Genomic DNA, 18432 nt, shown 5'->3' on the forward strand with positions numbered 1-18432 from the left:
ATATGTCAATACTTTTTGTATGTATGCTTTTTATCTTAACAAAGAATATCTTTTGGAAAATTTCATTTTCCTTTCATTTTTCAAGTTAGATTGAATTTTTATGAGAAAAGTTTCAGTTTTTTTTCAATTACCTTTCAGTTATGAAACAGCATTAAATGTTCCTAATAACCTAATAACACTATAATATTACACATTATATTATCAAGAAAACCCCATATAAACCATATTATAAAAACAATCTATATTGAATTTATATACATAATTAACTGTGCTGTCAAACAAAAAAAACAACAATAGGAGCCAACAGCTATTCATACCATTTCTTTCTCAAATTGTTTTCCTTTAAAATGTTTCAGTAGTTATGTAATTAAATTCCATTAACCTATATAAATAACTAGTCCAAAAAATATCTATATGCATATCATGTTATAGTAAAGAATTTAGGAGATCCTAAAAGGAGGCATTTTCATGTTTGAAGATAAATCTAAAATAAATTACCCATATGAATTTACTGAAACTACAACAGTTCCTCTAAAGAACCCCATTGATAAAAAATTCAAGAACGGCACAGGTACACATAACTTCCCAATTAAGAAGCACTATAAAGAGCAAGTTCTATACACTGAAAAAATTAATAATAATAAAAATAAGTAATTGTATAGATCTTTATAACAATTAGCTAAATAAGAAGCAACATTCAACCATGCATAGTTATTTAGTTAGTAATGATACAATTCATGCACATTTTAAAAAGTGCTGTATACAGCGCTTTTTTATACATAGATAAATTTAAGCTAACACAACCAAGAAATAAACGGTAAAATTACTCCACCATATTCTCGTTTAACTATTAAATCTACATATGAAAAGGGAGCAACAGTAAATGTTGCTCCCTTTTGAAATATAATTTATTCACTCTACATAACCCTCTTAAACATCTTCTCCAACTCATAAGTAGAATGATGCACAAGAATCGGTCTTCCGTGTGGGCATGTGTATGGGTTTGTTGTTGTACGTAATTCTTCCAGTAAGGCAAATATTTGATCGTTCGTTAAATATTGATTCGCTTTAATGGATGCTTTACAGCTCATCATGATGGCTGCTTCTTCACGTAACTTTTTAATATCCACTTTTTTTAGTTTGACAACTTGCTCCATCATTTCATCGATAATTTCTGTTTCTTGTCCTTTCGGGAACCATGTTGGATGCGAGCGGACGATAAAGGATTGATGGCCGAATTGTTCTAAAAATAGCCCAACTTTTTTTAGTTCTTCTAACTGTTCTTCGACACGTAAAAATTCAGTAAGAGATAGATCAATACGGTACGGTACAAGTAACTCTTGTACTTCTTGCGCTACCCTTCCTACTTTATCACGGAAGTATTCATAATTAATACGTTCCTGCGCGGCATGCTGGTCAATCATATATAAGCCTTTATCATTTTGAGCGAAAATATATGTTCCATGCATTTGTCCAATTGGATAAAGCGGTGGTAAGTCATTCCCGTTCATTTCAATCTCTTTTATTTCCCGAACTTCTTCTTCTAATTCCTCTAGTTCAAAATCCTCTTCATTACTGTCCCACGATTTCTCTTCTTGAATTGGTTCTTCGATTATCGGTTTAGTGGATGGTTGCCAACTTTGTTCTTCTCTTATGAGCGACTGTGGTGGTTGCCATTCTTGTTTCGGCGGTTGCCACAGTTGTGGTGGCTGTTTCACAGCCTGCGGTTCTTCTTGTTTTGCATCCATGCCAGTTGGTAAAACAATGTCCGGCATAGATGGTTCTTTCGGCTTCGCATGCTCAAACTGGAACTGTTCTTGCACACTTTCGTCTTTTTCTTTTTTCTTCGTTGTTACGCCTGCATCTGGAATGAGCTGTATTTTTTTAAATGCAGCTTGCAATGTTTCTTCGATCAGCTTTAGCAATTCTTGTTCTTTACTAAAACGAACCTCTAACTTCGCTGGATGTACGTTAACGTCAACTAGCATTGGATCCATTTCAATCGATAAGAAGCCAATTGGATACCGGCCAACTGGCAGTAATGTATGGTAGCCTTGCTGAATTGCTTTCATTAGTACAAAGTTTCGAACGTAACGACCATTTACGATCGTTGACATATAATTACGAGATGCTCTCGTTACTTCTGGTAATGTTACATAGCCTTTAATTGTAAAGTCTAAAGATTCAGCTTCAATTGGAACAAGCTTCTTCGCAACTTGAATACTGTAAATCGATGCAAGTACTTGTCTTACATCACCGTTACCTGATGTATGAAGCAATTTCTTTTCATTATGAAACAGTTTTAACGATACTTCTGGATGTGACATTGCAATACGATACACGATATCTGTAATATTCCCGAGCTCCGTATGAATGGTTTTCATATATTTAAGACGCGCTGGTGTATTAAAGAATAAGTTTTGTACTGTAATATCTGTTCCTTTTCGGCTCGCAGTTTTCTCTTGTTTTATAATGTCTCCACCTTTAATTATGAGGTGTGTACCAGGCGCATCACCTGTGCTAGTAATTAATTCTAATTCACTAACAGAGGCAATACTCGGCAATGCCTCACCGCGGAAACCGAGTGTTCTTATGCGAAACAGATCGTTTTCATCTTTAATTTTACTCGTCGCATGGCGTTCAAAAGCGACGATACAGTCTTCTTCTGCAATACCATCACCGTTATCAATGATACGAATTTTCGATAACCCAGCTTCTTCTAAGTGGATTTCAATAGATGTACTATTCGCATCGATAGAATTTTCCACAAGTTCTTTTACGACTGAAGCAGGGCGCTCTACTACTTCCCCTGCCGCAATTAAGTTAGAGAGTTGGTCATCGAGTTTGCGAATTTTCCCCATCTACTTACTCATCCTTTCTTTAACTTTTTCTGTAAGCGATACAATTCGTTCATCGCTTCTAAAGGTGTCATATCAAGTAAATCGATTTTTTTAATTTGCGCCAATACTGCTGTTTCTTTTTGATCTAGCAGAGGTTTGTCTTGTTTCTTCGAAGACTGTTCTCCTCCAAAGAAAGATAGTTGCGATTCTTCTTCAGTCTCTACTTTCGTTTCCTGTATTTCTGCTATTTCCTCTTTTACAACTACAGGTTCTGGAGCAGCTTCTTGTATTTTCACTTCTACTCGTTTTGGAATAATAATTTCTTCCTGTCCTTCTAGCTGTGCTAACACTTCTTTCGCGCGGGCGATTAAGCTATCTGGAAGCTCTGCAAGTTGCGCAACGTGAATTCCGTAACTTTTATCAGCTGCCCCGTCTTGAATTTTATGAAGGAATACTACTTTTCCATTCTCTTCAATTGCTGAAACGTGTACATTTTTCAGTTGATCTAAACTCTCTTCTAACACAGTCAATTCATGATAATGCGTAGAGAATAACGTTTTTGCACCAATTTGGTCATGAATATGTTCAATGATTGCTTGTGCAAGTGCCATACCATCATAGGTAGATGTACCTCGTCCAATTTCATCGAATAAAATTAAACTTCTTTCTGATGCGTTTGCAATTGCATTTTTCGCTTCTAACATTTCGACCATAAATGTACTTTGACCTGATATTAAATCATCCGCTGCACCAATTCTCGTAAAGATTTGATCAAATACAGGTAATACTGCTTCTGTTGCTGGTACGAAACAACCGATTTGCGACATAACAGTTACAAGTGCTAATTGTCTCATATACGTACTTTTACCAGACATGTTCGGTCCTGTAATTAAAAAGACATCCATCTTCTCTGGCATAATACAATCATTCGGTACATACAATTTCCCGTTCAATACTTTTTCAACGACAGGATGACGACCATCTTTAATAAAGATTTCACGCTTCGTTGTTAGTACAGGTTTTACAAACTGTTCTTCTTCACTAACTGTCGCAAAACTTTGCAGTACGTCTAATTCACTAATTACTTTTGCTAAATGTTGTAATTTCGGAATAAATACTTTTACTTCTTCACGAAGCGCTGTAAATAAATCGTATTCTAGTTGTACAATTTTTTCTTCTGCTTCTAAAATTAACGTTTCTTTTTCTTTCAGTTCATCTGTAATGAAACGTTCAGCATTAGCAAGCGTCTGTTTACGTTCATAGCGACCTTCTGGAAGTGCTGCAAGATTCGCTTTCGTTACTTCAATGTAGTAACCGAAAATACGGTTGTATCCGATTTTTAACGATTTAATTCCAGTAATATCACGTTCTCTTTTTTCAAGCTCAGCAATCCACGTTTTCCCGTTTTTACTCACGTAACGATATTGATCAAGCTTGTCATTATAACCATCTTTAATAATATCTCCATCTTTAATTGAAAGCGGTGGGTTTTCTTGAATACTTCTTCCTAGTAATTCTGTTAAGCTTTCACATGGATCTGCACCTTGAATTAATCTCGATGCATAAGCGTTATCTAACAAACTAATTGCTTCTAAAATAGCTGGCACTTGAAGTAATGAACGTCTTAATTGTAATAAGTCTCTTGCATTTACGTTACCAAATGCAACTTTTCCTGCTAAGCGTTCTAAATCATATACTTCTTTTAACTTTTCTTTTAAATCTTCACGTAAGAAGTAATCATTTACAAACGTTTCAACCATTTCTAAACGCTCTTCAATTCTTTCTTTCTGTATAAGTGGACGTTCCATCCACTGTTTTAACATACGACCACCCATAGCTGTTTTCGTCTTGTCCAATAACCATAATAGTGATCCTGTTTTTTCTTTCGTCCGAAGTGTTTCTGTCAGTTCTAAATTTCGCTTTGAATGTACATCAATTTTCATAAATTGATTCGTATAATAAATTTCTACTGGTTGCAAATGATCTAAAGAACGTTTTTGCGTTCTTATTACATAGTTAAATAAACGTCCAACTGCTTTAATTAATTTTGCTTGTGAAACATTTTTCACAAGATGTTCTAATCCTTCCGGAATTGCCGTTGCATCTTCATACGAAATCGTCATTTTCAATGTTTCAGTTAACTTGTTTAGTTCATCTTTAGAAAATGAAGAATCAACAACAATTTCTTTCGAACCAGTTGCATACACTTCTAATAAAATATCTTCTACTGAACCAGTCAGTAACGTTACTGTATTTTGTCCAGTCGTTAAGTCGTTACAAGCTAATGCATATGATCCATCTTCAAAATGTGTTAATGCGGCTAAGAAGTTGTTTTCTTTCTCATCAATTGTACGCCCTTCCATCATCGTTCCTGGCGTAATTAATTGTACTACTTCACGACGTACTACACCTTTAGCTGTTTTCGGATCTTCTACTTGCTCACAAACAGCTACTTTATATCCTTTTTCAACAAGTTGTTCAATATAGTTTTTAGCCGCATGATATGGTACACCGCACATTGGTATACGTTCACTACTACCGCCATCTCGGCTCGTTAATGTAATTTCAAGTTCATGGGCTGCTTTAACAGCATCCTCAAAGAACATTTCATAAAAATCGCCTAAGCGAAAAAATAAAAAGGCATCTTGATAATCTGCCTTAACCTTTAAATATTGCTGTATCATAGGCGTATATTGAGTCATACTTTTCCTCCATAATTCTTACATGATAATCTATTTTCATATATGTCGCATTTCACGGACACTCTTATCTCCTATTTCAGGAGTCTTTCTTCATTATAACATATTTCATAAAGAATCATGTTCATTCAGCGCCACTTATGTAAAGTAAAAAGCTAGGAAGAACTTCTCCCTAGCTTTCTATTACTCTTCTTCTGCATCAACGATAAAGTTCGGATCTAATTCTTCAAATTCATCATCAGCAATTTGGAAATCATCATCTGATTCTACGCAGCCTTCAGGATTTACACTTACACAAATTTTCGTTTCTCCAACTACTTCTGTTACAAATTCACGTTCTACAGTTACAACAATTTTATTACCATTTGGTGATACAAGTGCTTCTAAACAATTTGGCGGCTGAATAACACGAGCAATAATTTCTAAATCGTCACCAGAAAAGTTTTTATCACGATAACCAATACTTACTTCGTCCGTGTAGTTCACACGTTCTGTTACAACTTCAGTCTTTGTATTTCCATCAAATGAATACCAAGTGTTCACATCATAGAAACCTTCAATTTCCACATGTTTTCCATTCTTTCTTGCTTCGTACGAGTGGTTAATTACCCAGCACCCTAAAATACTTGTTGGCTCATTATTCGATTCACATGTATGCGTTGACTTTGTATACTTACGTCCTTTTCCAACCACTGCTTTTGTAATAATCTCTCTAAATTCGGACATTCGTAACCCTCCTCAATCACTATTCACTTAATCATATGCGTGACAATAGCGGAATGTGTCATTCTTTTTTTGAGAAGACCTTACGTTTAATCCACAAAAAAAGAGATGTCAATATGACATCTCTTTAACAACCACAATTTCCTTTTTTACTTTCTACCGCTGCGCCAGTTTCACCCTTTAGTACATCACCACCAGTTGAAATTAATATTTCATCTGTTACGTTGTTAGAAATTGTACTAGCAACTAACTGTAATAAGTCATTTACGTATGTTTGTGAAGATTTAAATTGTTGTACGACTGGAATACTGTCTAACTTATCTTGCAATGCATCAATTTCAGCTTCTACCTTTTTTAAAGCTTCCCATTTCCCGTAATGTTGCAAGTTTACTGCTTGTTTTTGCAGTGCTTTAATTTCATCGATTGCGCGCTTTACATTTTCATTTTTATGAATTTGCGCCTCTGCTTTCTTAAAAAAATCAACTTCTTCTGTTTCAGAAATCATTTTTGCTAATTCTTTCGCTTGTTCAACAATGTCATCTTTCGAATATACTTTCATCTATTATTTCACCTCAATCGGCTCTTCAACTAATTCCCCGTTAAGAGACCAAGTTTTTGCTTCCGTTATTTTTACTTTCACAAGCTGACCAATTAAAGATTTTGAAGCGACGAAGTTTACAAGTTTATTCGTACGAGTATAACCTGCAAGTACTTCCGGATTATTTTTACTTTCCCCATCAACTAACACTTCTACAATTTGACCTTTGTAACGACTATTCTTTTCAATTGCCAACGTATTTACTAGTGTATTTAAGCGTTGAAGACGTTCTTTCTTTACTTCCATCGGTACATTATCTTTCATTTTTGCAGCTGGTGTACCTTCGCGAGGAGAGTAAATGAATGTAAAGGCAGTATCAAACCCTACTTCACGATATAACGACATCGTTTCTTCAAATTGCTCATCTGTTTCATTTGGAAAACCAACGATAATATCTGTTGTTAATACTGCATCTGGAATTGCTTCTTTAATTTTTCTTACAAGTTCTAAATAATGCTCACGCGAATATTTACGTGCCATAATTTTCAACATATCCGTACTTCCAGATTGAACTGGTAAATGGATATGTTCTACTAGGTTGCCACCTTTTCCAAGCACTTCAATTAAGTGATCATCGAAATCACGTGGATGGCTCGTTGTAAAACGAATACGGGCAATATCAACTTTACGAAGTTCGTCCATTAAATCGCCAAGACCGTATTCTATATCTTCAAAGTCTTTACCATATGCATTTACGTTTTGACCAAGTAAAGTAATTTCTTTATAACCATTTGCAGCTAAATGACGAATCTCTTGGATAATATCTTCTGGACGTCTACTTCGCTCTTTTCCACGTGTATACGGTACAATACAATACGTACAGAATTTATCACAGCCATACATAATATTTACCCAAGCTTTAATATCACCACGACGTACTTTCGGAAGGTTTTCAATTACGTCACCTTCTTTTGACCATACTTCAACTACCGTCTCTTTCGAGAACATCGCATCTTTTAGAATGTACGGTAATCTATGAATATTATGCGTTCCAAATACCATATCTACATGCTGATTTTTTTGCATAATTTTATTTACAACAGATTCCTCTTGAGACATACAACCACATACACCAATTAAAAGGTCTGGATTTCTTCGTTTGAGTGACTTTAAATGGCCTAGCTCACCAAACACCTTATTTTCAGCATTTTCACGAATTGCACAAGTGTTTAATAAAACTACATCTGCATCCTCAGTTGAAAAAGTTGGTTCATATCCAAGTGCGGTGAAAATACCTGCCATTACTTCCGTATCATGCTCATTCATTTGACAACCATATGTACGAATATAGAACTTTCTTCCTGTACCAAAATTGCGAAACTCTTCAGGTAAGCCAAAATCCCGTTCAATTTTAACTTCTTCTTTCCCACGCTTTTTCGCATCCTTTAAGGAAGGTGGTTGATATACATTTTCAAAGTATTTACTATAATCTTTCTCTTCTTTTTTCGTAGAGGAATTTGCTTGTTGACTTGCTAATCGTTGTTGCTCGTTCATCGGTAATCTCCTTTCACCCTTAACTATACATACTCTATAGTCCATTTTAATGCGCCTAGACTCACCTCAAAAATGGTTAGATAGCTTGAGAGATAACTTGTCCTTTGAAACTTGAGTAATCAATCTAATCATTCATAAGAATGAAGTCTTCCCCACGCAAATAGACATTCCCTTTTTATCATTTCTTGTTGTCCTACCAAAAAGCATATTGCTTTATCCCTATAAACATTACCATAGTATGATGTATTTCGCCAATTTTAACAATAAAGAGGCCCTTTATTATCTTACATTTCATAAGCAATGAACTTGCCATTTTCATACAACGATTTATATATTATTTTATCATTCTGAATTTTCTAAGTAAATAAGGCTACCCTATATTTTTGTACATAAAAAAAGGTTACCAAATCGGCAACCTCCTCTTCTTACATTACATAAATTCAGCAACAAGCTCATCAAACATTTTCTGATCCATATTTAAATCAGATTTCACTAAAGGCTCTTCACTATAGCCTTTAACAAGTTCTTGATATGATGGTTGCTTAGTATTTTGATAAATTAACCCTGTTACTAAACCGTTATTTTCCATTAAAGTTTGCATAGCCATCATGCGATTAGATGGATCATATCCCTCTACTGTGCTTAGTTTCGTTAAATTCTCTTTAAACCAATCGTAAGTATTTACTTTATTGTAAGTAACACATGGGCTAAATACGTTAATTAATGAAAATCCTTTATGGTTAATACCAGCTTCAATAATTTGTGTTAATTCTTTTAAATCACTCGAAAAGCTTTGCGCCACAAATGTCGCACCAGCTGTTAAGGCCATTTCCATTACATTTAGTGATGGTTCAATTGAACCTTGTGGTGTGCTTTTCGTTTTAAATCCAGCTTCACTACGTGGTGAAGTTTGCCCTTTTGTTAATCCGTAAATTTGGTTATCCATTACGATGTACGTAATGTCGATATTACGACGAATAGAATGGATTGTATGACCCATACCAATCGCAAACCCATCACCGTCACCACCTGAAGCGATAACTGTTAAATCACGATTTGCCATTTTCACACCTTGCGCAATTGGAAGGGCACGACCATGAATACTATGCACACCATATGAATTAATATAACCTGAAATACGGCCTGAACAGCCGATACCAGAAATAACAGCAAGTTCATCTGGATTTAGGCCAACGTTAGCTGCCGCACGTTGAATTGCAGCTTGCACTGAGAAGTCTCCGCAACCTGGGCACCAGTTTGGCTTTACACTGTTACGAAAGTCCTTAAATGTTGCCATTTAATACAACCCCTTTTTTGCATTCGTTGTAAATCTCTTTCGGCAAGAATGGGTTTCCATCATATTTTAAAAGACTAGAAATTTTCTCACCATTACCAAGATTCATTTTCATAATGTTAGCAAGCTGACCTGTTGCATTGTTTTCTACTACTACAACACGCTTCGCCTTTTTCACAAGTGGATCGATTTCAGCTGTTGGGAACGGGTGAATTAAACGCACATGAGCATGGTTTACTTTCATACCCTCTTGTTCTAAACGCGTCATTGCCTCTTCGATCGCACCACGAGTTGAGTTAAATCCAACAAGCAATACGTCTGCTTCTTCATGCTTAACATTTTTATAAACAGGGGTATTAAACTTCAAGTTCTCCATTTTACGGAAACGTTTGTCCATTTGATCTTTACGGTTTATTGCTGATTCCGATGGTTTTCCAGTTTCATCATGTTCTACACCTGTAACATGGTGAACACCATTTTTCATACCAGGTAAAACACGTGGTGAAACGCCGTCTTCTGTTACTTCATAACGCTTGAAGTATGCTTTATTTTCACGTTCTGGTAATTCTACTTCTAAATCAAGCTTACCACGACGAATTTCCACTTTATCTAATTTAAGTGGTTCTACTGTTTGTTTTCCTAAAGAAAGCTGTAAATCTGTTAAGAAAATAACAGGAACTTGATATTCTTCAGATAAGTTAAATGCTTCTACAATGTCATAGAAAGCTTCTTCAACTGTACTTGGCGCCATTACGATTTTTGGAATTTCACCATGCGTACCGTAAATCATCGCCATTAAGTCAGACTGTTCTTGCTTAGTTGGTAATCCTGTACTTGGGCCGCCACGTTGTGTATCAACAATTACTAATGGAGTTTCTGTAATACCTGCTAAACCGATTGCTTCCATCATTAATGAAAGACCTGGACCAGCAGATGCCGTTAATGTACGAACACCAGCATAGTTTGCACCGATTGCCATTGTACAAGCTGCGATTTCATCCTCAGTTTGGATTACTGTTCCGCCGACTTTCGGTAATTTTTTAATTAAGTATTCCATAATTTCTGATGCAGGTGTGATTGGGTATGCTGACATAAAACGAGCACCACCAGCTACCGCACCAAATGCGATTGCATCGTTTCCAATCATAAACATGCGTTTTTTACCATCAGCTTTTTCAAGCTGCATCATGTTTACTTTCTCACCTAGTAATTCTTTCATATATTGAGAGCCGCGTTTAATTGCGTCCATATTCTTTTGAACGACTTGCTCTCCTTTACGACCAAAGATTTCTTCAACAACATCTAAATAAGCTGTTTCATCTAATCCTAATACTGCACTTGATGCTCCAACAGCAACCATGTTTTTCATTAATGATGTGCCTAATTCTGAAGCAATATCTGTAAACGGTATCACATATAGATTTACATCTGTATTGTCAGGTATTGTTGGATTAAATTTCGCATCCGCAACTACAATTCCACCTGGACGTAGTTCGTGGAAATTAAAATCAATTGTTTCTTGGTCAAAAGCAATTAAAATATCTAAATCATCTGAGATCGCTCGTACTTCTGTTGTACTTACACGAATTTTATTATTTGTATGGCCGCCTTTTATACGTGATGAGAAGTGGCGGTAACCGTATAGGTAATATCCTAATCGGTTTAATGCAATACAGAAGATTTCTCCCGTACTTTCAATTCCTTCACCTTGTTGGCCTCCAACTTTCCATGAAAGTTGACTAATCATCTCCTACACCCCTTTTGGCTGCATTCATTGTAGTGTATTTTTTTACAGTAATAGTTTAGCATTTTTTATGCAAATAAACTACAACGGACGCAAATTATGCCTCTTCTGATTTCCCTGAATCTTTAGTATAAAGCTATTTTGTTTTTCATTCTAGTATTAGGTCTTAAAAAAAGCAATAAAATCAAATGTATTAATTTTAATTTTTCTGAATTTTAAACCAAAACTTAAAAACTCATATGTTCTACAAAATTATCATATAAAAATCGTTCTACAGTAGATGCAGCATAGTGTTTACAAAGCTCATTCATTACATTTTCATAATCTCGATAAACTGATACATTTACAACTGTTTCTAAAATCCCATCAAAATCTGAACCAAATCCTATATTGTACTCTCCACCTAATGAACAAATATATTCGATATGTCTTACTATATCTGTTATATTTGCTTCATTTTCATTCGTTAGAAACTGCGGTACAAAAGTGACACCGATCATGCCATTTTTCTTTATAAGAGCTTTAAGTTGTTCATCGTTTAAATTACGTGGGTGCTCGCAAAGTTTCATACAATTTGAGTGGGAAGCAATAGGATTTTTTGCAATCTCTATAACATCCCAAAAACTTCTTTCATTCAGATGAGACACATCAGTCCATACATGTAGCGCATTCAGTTCTTGTACAACCTGTTTACCAAAATTCGTTAAACCCGCCCCACGTGTCTCTAGCGCACCATCAGCTAAGAGATTGGCATAATTCCATGTTAGTCCAAAAGAACGTACTCCTAGGCGATACAACAACCGTAATTTCATTGCTTCTTTTCCAATTGCTTCGCATCCTTCTAGTGTTAATATCGCTCCAACCTCGTCCTGTTTTAACATGTTAATATCATCTTTTGTCTGAATAAACTTTACACCTGGTAGGGATAAAATTTCATTATAAAAAATATCTACCATTTGTAATGCTGCTTCAAATCGGTTTTCATATGCCACTGTTTCTGGTACATATATAGCAAAACATTGTATACTTCCTTTTCTTCTCTTTAACTGTTCAAATGTAATATGTAATTGTGAATCATCGTTAAAATTCCTTTTCCCTTGTGCACTCCATAACTGAAGAAGCACGTCACAATGAGCATCAAAAATTTTCATTTTCATTCCTCCATTATAAAAACAACCTGTTTGCATACTGCAAACAGGTTGTTTAAAACTTAACGAGGTTCTACAATTAATTTTATTGCTGTACGCTCTTCGCCATCAATCATAATATCTGTAAACGCTGGGATACAAATCAGGTCCAAACCACTAGGCGCTACAAATCCTCTTGCAATTGCTACTGCCTTTACCGCTTGGTTCAATGCACCTGCACCAATAGCTTGAATTTCTGCTGTTCCGCGTTCGCGAATAACACCTGCAAGTGCACCAGCTACAGAATTAGGGACCGACGTTGCTTTAACTTTTAATATTTCCATTCCGCGTTTCCTCCTCGTTTCTTTAAAAAGTATTAGCAATTATTTCACTTTAACTTATATTCACGAGGAATGGCGCGTATTCCTGCTAAATTTTCGTAATTTTTCTAAAAAATTAAAATATAATAACTTATCTAAAATTTAACGAGAATTTACTCAAAAAATGGTTGATCGTCATTAATTAAAATACGTTCAATTTTCTTTGCTTTTCCTGTATTTGGATCCACATCAATTAACACTGCACTTAATTGCGTTCTACCATTTGTTACTTCAAATCGTACTGGTAAGTTTGTTAAAAACTTCTTCAATACTGCTTCTCTGTCCATACCTAATATTCCGTCATATGGCCCTGTCATCCCAACATCTGTAATGTATGCTGTTCCGCTTGGTAAAATACGGTTATCTGCTGTAGGGACATGCGTATGCGTACCTACTACTGCTGTAGCACGCCCATCTACATACCAACCTAGCGCTTGTTTTTCACTTGTAGTCTCCGCATGGAAATCAACAAAGATAATATTCGTACGTTTTTTCGCAATATTAATTAATTCATCCACTTTACGGAATGGACAATCAATCGGAGGAAGGAAAGTACGTCCTTGTAAGTTAATAACTGCAACTTCTGTTCCATTACAGTTCACAAAGATAAGTCCTTTTCCTGGAGTTCCTTCTGGGAAGTTAGCTGGTCTTGCAAGATATTTTGCATCATCGATGAATTCAAATACTTCACGATTATCCCAAGCGTGGTTTCCAAGTGTAACTGCTTGCGCCCCACATTCTAAAAAGTTTCGATATATTTTTTCTGTAATCCCACGGCCACCTGCTGCGTTTTCTCCATTAATGATTGTTACTGTAGGTGTATATTTTTTCTTTAATGCCGGTACGTATTGTTGAATCATACCTCTACCAGGAGATCCTACTACATCCCCAACAAATAATATTCTCATATGTCTTACCCTTTCTATGTACTGCATTTTTTATTGCTATAGCATCAAGTAAATTCCTTATAATATGTTTATTATAAGTTTGTTTCACTTTTATACTATATAACTAACTGTCTTTATTTTATCCAATTCCAACACAAAAAAATAAAGTGGTGTTTCACCACTTTATTTTGCGTATTCCACTGCACGTGTTTCACGAATAACAGTTACTTTAATATGTCCTGGGTAATCCAGTTCATTTTCAATACGTTTTCGGATATCACGAGCTAAGCGATGAGCTTCTAAGTCATCGATTGTATCTGGTTTTACCAAAATACGAACTTCACGTCCTGCTTGAATTGCAAATGACTTTTCAACGCCTTCATAAGACTCTGAAATCTCTTCTAACTTTTCAAGACGACGAATATAGTTTTCAAGTGTTTCACTACGAGCTCCCGGTCTTGCAGCTGATAAAGCATCTGCTGCTGCAACTAAAACTGCAATGATAGAAGTTGGTTCTGTGTCACCATGGTGAGATGCGATACTGTTTATAACTACAGGATGCTCTTTATATTTCGTTGCAAGTTCAACACCAATTTCAACGTGGCTTCCTTCTACTTCATGGTCAATCGCTTTTCCGATATCATGTAATAGACCTGCACGTCTTGCTAGTTTTTCATCCTCGCCAAGCTCTGCCGCCATAAGTCCAGTTAAATATGCAACTTCCATAGAGTGTTTTAAGACGTTTTGACCATAACTTGTACGGTATTTTAAACGACCTAAAATTTTAATTAAATCTGGATGTAATCCGTGAACACCCACTTCAAACGTTGTTTGCTCTCCGACTTCGCGAATATACTCGTCCACTTCACGTCTTGATTTTTCGACCATCTCTTCAATACGCGCTGGGTGAATACGTCCGTCCTGTACTAGTTTATCAAGAGCGATACGAGCTGTTTCACGACGAATTGGGTCGAATCCAGAAAGGATTACCGCCTCTGGTGTATCATCGATAATTAAGTCAATACCCGTTAACGTTTCTAACGTACGAATATTACGACCTTCACGCCCGATAATACGTCCCTTCATTTCGTCATTTGGAAGATTTACAACCGAAACGGTTGTTTCAGCAACATGATCAGCTGCACATCTTTGCATTGCAAGAGATAAAATCTCTTTTGCTTTCTTATCCGCTTCTTCTTTCGCGCGAACTTCACTTTCTTTTACCATAACAGCGATTTCATGAGAAACTTCACTTTCTACTTTACCAAGAATAATTGCTTTCGCTTGTTCGCGTGTCAGATTGGAAATGCGCTCTAATTCTGTTTGTTGCTTTTGAACTAACTCTCCCACTTTGCTTTCCAACTCTTCAATCTGTTGTTGTCTCGCTACAAGAGATTCCTCTTTCTTCTCTAACTGTTGCTCGCGTTTATCGAGCGTTTCGTCTTTACGATCAAGGTTCTCTTCTTTTTGCATTAAACGATTTTCTTGTTTTTGTAATTCGCTTCTACGGTCACGAATTTCTAATTCAGCTTCTGTACGAAGTGTATGAATTTCATCCTTTGCTTCTAAAAGCGCTTCTTTCTTAAGTGCTTCAGCATCACGATTCGCTTCGTCTAAAATACGTCTCGCTTCATTAGCCGCACCATTAATCTTCGCTTCAGCAATAGACTTTCGAACAAAAAAGCCAACAACTGCACCGACTGTTGCAAGCAAAATGGAGATGAGTATCCAAACTGTACTCGTCATGATTTCACCTCCCCTTGCTATGAATGAAAAAAGACTGTCGGCATGTACATTGAATTACAACATACAGCAAAGACCGTCGTCCCGCTTTTTTAAGGGACTTTCTTCATTTCACAATTAAAATGTCATATTATTATTTCGGTAAGATTTAAACCTTACTCCGAATATTACTTCTCTTCTTGAGAAGAGTATATTGTATATAAGAAAAAATATACATTCTCATTGTATCTATCGTAATTTTCATTGTCAAGCGTTGTCTACTTTTACTTTCTTTGCCTTCAGCCTTGAATGTGACCTAAATTTTAAAAGTAAGGAGCCTACTATACTGGAAAACCTTAGTAATTCCCATTTCTTTTACTTAAAATATTTAAATATCCCTCTTTACACAACGCATTTGAAGTAAAAAAATATTTTTTATCTATAATATTATGCTCCTTAATAGTAGATAAAAAAATAAAAGACACGAGGCCGTGTCTTTTATTTTTTTAATCAAGAAGAGTTGAATCTTCTGCGCCCTCAGCACCAGAATCTTCACTAATTCCGTGATGCTCACGAATAAAGAAGGCAATTTCTTCTCTTAAATCTGTATTTTCTTTTAAGAACTGCTTCGAATTTTCACGACCTTGTCCTAGGCGTTCTTCATTATAAGAATACCAAGCACCGCTCTTTTGAACGATATCAAGCTCAGAAGCCATATCCAAGATTTCACCTTCTCTTGAAATACCTTCTCCGTACATAATATCAACTTCAGCAACACGGAATGGTGGTGCTACTTTATTTTTCACTACTTTTACTTTTGTTTTATTACCAACGATGTCGTTACCTTGCTTTAATTGCTCCGCACGACGCACTTCAAGACGGACAGTTGAATAGAATTTCAACGCACGACCACCTGGAGTTGTTTCTGGGTTTCCGAACATAACCCCAACTTTTTCACGAATTTGGTTAATAAAGATTGCAATTGTTTTTGATTTGTTGATTGCTCCTGAAAGCTTACGAAGTGCTTGTGACATTAAACGTGCTTGTAAACCTACGTGTGAGTCACCCATGTCGCCTTCAATCTCTGCTTTCGGTACAAGAGCTGCTACAGAGTCAATTACGATAATGTCAACCGCACCACTTCGTACAAGTGCTTCCGCGATTTCTAATCCTTGCTCCCCTGTATCAGGCTGTGATAATAGTAATTCATCTATGTTAACGCCTAATTTTTGTGCATATACAGGATCCATTGCGTGCTCCGCATCGATGAATGCTGCTTGTCCACCTTGACGTTGTACTTCTGCAATTGCATGTAATGAAACTGTCGTTTTACCTGAACTTTCAGGTCCGTAAATTTCGATAATACGGCCACGTGGATATCCGCCTACCCCTAGTGCCACATCAAGTGCTAAAGAACCACTAGAAACTGTAGAAACTCTACGCTCCGCTTGTTCTCCTAATTTCATAATTGAACCTTTACCGAATTGCTTCTCTATTTGTTTTAACGCCATATCTAACGCTGCTTGACGATCACTCATTCAAAATTCCTCCTTAACTGAATTGCTAATCTTATTATACCTATTTTCAATTCAATTTGCCAACAAAAATCGAACATTTATTCGATTTTTTTATTTTCTATCAAATAATATCTAAATTTAACCGTAAAAAAACTAGAAGAAACTTATATCTCTTCTAGCTTTTTATATAAATGATAAAATCCATATTTTGCTGTTCGTTCTCTAATTTGTTGACGACTTCCGCTTAAATTAAGAGGAAAGACTACAGTTGGTTCATCCTTAATAGAAAGCCCAACAAATACTGTTCCTGGTTCTTTCTGTTCTGAAGCATCTGGCCCTGCTACACCAGTGAAACTAATTCCGATATCCGCTTTTAGTACATCCTTAACATTTTCAGCAAGATAACGAGCACATTCTTTACTAACTGCACCATCAGTATGCAACACTTCTTCAGGCACACGTAAAACATGTTGCTTCACATCATTATGATAACAAATGACACCGCCTTTAAACACAGAAGAAACACCAGCGTTTTCAGTTACTTGATTTCCAAAAAGACCACCTGTTAAACTTTCTGCACACGCTAAAGTTAACCCTTTTCTCTTCAATAACTCGATTGCCTTATAATGCAAAAATTCTTGGTCATATCCGTAGAAAAATTCTCCTACTCTTTCTAAAATCAAATCTTCCACATATTGAATTAGTTTCTCCGCTTCGCTAACATTTTGATGCTTAGCGGTTAAACGTAATGTCACTTCTCCATCATTTGCTAATGGGGCAATTGTTGGGTTTGTTTGTCCATCAATTAAATCTTGAACTTTCACCTCTAATTGGGACTCCCCAATACCGAAGAAACGAAGCACACGAGAATAAATGTTTTCTCCTGTTGTAAAATTACGTAAAAAAGGCTCTACGTAACTTACATACATTGGTTTCATCTCTTTTGGTGGCCCTGGTAATAAAATATAAACTTTTCCGTTCTTATTTACCCCCATACCCGGCGCCATACCGTGGTCATTTGCAAATACTGTTGCTCCATTTAAAACGAGCGCTTGCTTTTTATTATTCTCCGTAAATTCACGGCCTGTACGCTTAAAGTAATTACTTATTAAGGCTAATGCCTTTTCATCATACACAAGCTCTTCATCTAAACTAGTAGCTATCGTTTCTTTCGTTAAATCATCTTTTGTCGGTCCTAATCCACCTGTGAAAATAAGTATATCAGCACGTTCTTCCGCAGCTTCAATCGCCTTTTGCAATCGCTTATTATTATCACCAACAACAGTATGATAGTACACGTTAATTCCGATTGAAGCTAACTTTTCAGATAAAAACTGGGCATTTGTATTTGCAATTTGTCCAAGTAATAATTCAGTTCCAACCGCAATAATCTCAGCATTCATCCCA

Annotated in this window: 14 protein-coding genes; 1 reads left to right on the top strand and 13 read right to left on the bottom strand. The window is 36.0% G+C overall.

Annotation, left to right across the window (positions count from 1 at the left end; all coding sequences use genetic code 11):
* Nucleotides 1–468: 468 nt before the first annotated feature.
* On the top strand, nucleotides 469–654 hold the full coding sequence (locus tag NST90_RS17650; RefSeq protein WP_000461138.1) for a hypothetical protein: 186 nt from the start codon (nucleotides 469–471) through the stop codon (nucleotides 652–654).
* Nucleotides 655–917: 263 nt separating this feature from the next.
* Here NST90_RS17650 and mutL read toward each other — a convergent pair whose 3' ends face one another.
* The 13 genes from mutL to cinA form a co-directional block, all read right to left on the bottom strand.
* Nucleotides 918–2861, bottom strand: a complete 1944-nt coding sequence (gene mutL, locus NST90_RS17655) for a DNA mismatch repair endonuclease MutL (protein WP_000516465.1) — start codon at nucleotides 2859–2861, stop codon at nucleotides 918–920.
* Nucleotides 2862–2869: 8 nt separating this feature from the next.
* Nucleotides 2870–5542, bottom strand: coding sequence for a DNA mismatch repair protein MutS (gene mutS / locus NST90_RS17660; protein WP_048558695.1), 2673 nt, complete (start codon nucleotides 5540–5542; stop codon nucleotides 2870–2872).
* Nucleotides 5543–5722: 180 nt separating this feature from the next.
* Nucleotides 5723–6265: an outer spore coat protein CotE gene (gene cotE, locus NST90_RS17665; protein WP_001288799.1), complete on the bottom strand. Its 543-nt coding sequence runs from the start codon at nucleotides 6263–6265 to the stop codon at nucleotides 5723–5725.
* Nucleotides 6266–6389: 124 nt separating this feature from the next.
* A complete protein-coding gene (locus NST90_RS17670; protein ID WP_000870461.1) occupies nucleotides 6390–6821 on the bottom strand; it encodes a RicAFT regulatory complex protein RicA family protein in 432 nt (143 codons plus the stop codon).
* A 3-nt stretch (nucleotides 6822–6824) separates the two neighbouring features.
* Nucleotides 6825–8354 (bottom strand): tRNA (N6-isopentenyl adenosine(37)-C2)-methylthiotransferase MiaB, encoded by a 1530-nt coding sequence (gene miaB / locus NST90_RS17675; RefSeq protein WP_001005378.1) that lies wholly within the window; start codon nucleotides 8352–8354, stop codon nucleotides 6825–6827.
* A gap of 430 nt (nucleotides 8355–8784) precedes the next feature.
* Nucleotides 8785–9651, bottom strand: a complete 867-nt coding sequence (locus NST90_RS17680) for a 2-oxoacid:ferredoxin oxidoreductase subunit beta (protein ID WP_000190155.1) — start codon at nucleotides 9649–9651, stop codon at nucleotides 8785–8787.
* Nucleotides 9638–11395: a 2-oxoacid:acceptor oxidoreductase subunit alpha gene (locus NST90_RS17685; RefSeq protein WP_000625418.1), complete on the bottom strand. Its 1758-nt coding sequence runs from the start codon at nucleotides 11393–11395 to the stop codon at nucleotides 9638–9640. The genes NST90_RS17680 and NST90_RS17685 overlap by 14 nt, the downstream gene beginning before the upstream one ends.
* Before the next feature lie 224 nt (nucleotides 11396–11619).
* Nucleotides 11620–12543 (bottom strand): dipeptidase, encoded by a 924-nt coding sequence (locus NST90_RS17690; protein ID WP_000688045.1) that lies wholly within the window; start codon nucleotides 12541–12543, stop codon nucleotides 11620–11622.
* Nucleotides 12544–12602: 59 nt separating this feature from the next.
* A complete protein-coding gene (gene spoVS / locus NST90_RS17695) occupies nucleotides 12603–12863 on the bottom strand; it encodes a stage V sporulation protein SpoVS (RefSeq protein ID WP_000404341.1) in 261 nt (86 codons plus the stop codon).
* A gap of 149 nt (nucleotides 12864–13012) precedes the next feature.
* On the bottom strand, nucleotides 13013–13807 hold the full coding sequence (locus NST90_RS17700) for a TIGR00282 family metallophosphoesterase (RefSeq protein WP_001221095.1): 795 nt from the start codon (nucleotides 13805–13807) through the stop codon (nucleotides 13013–13015).
* A gap of 162 nt (nucleotides 13808–13969) precedes the next feature.
* Nucleotides 13970–15532, bottom strand: a complete 1563-nt coding sequence (gene rny, locus NST90_RS17705; protein ID WP_000204911.1) for a ribonuclease Y — start codon at nucleotides 15530–15532, stop codon at nucleotides 13970–13972.
* Nucleotides 15533–16014: 482 nt separating this feature from the next.
* A complete protein-coding gene (gene recA / locus NST90_RS17710) occupies nucleotides 16015–17046 on the bottom strand; it encodes a recombinase RecA (RefSeq protein ID WP_001283860.1) in 1032 nt (343 codons plus the stop codon).
* Between the two features lie 143 nt (nucleotides 17047–17189).
* Nucleotides 17190–18428: a competence/damage-inducible protein CinA gene (gene cinA / locus NST90_RS17715; RefSeq protein ID WP_006928395.1), complete on the bottom strand. Its 1239-nt coding sequence runs from the start codon at nucleotides 18426–18428 to the stop codon at nucleotides 17190–17192.
* Nucleotides 18429–18432: the final 4 nt, after the last annotated feature.

Origin of the sequence: Bacillus sp. FSL E2-8900, assembly GCF_037966225.1 — a bacterium.
GTDB classification, from domain to species: domain Bacteria; phylum Bacillota; class Bacilli; order Bacillales; family Bacillaceae_G; genus Bacillus_A; species Bacillus_A cereus.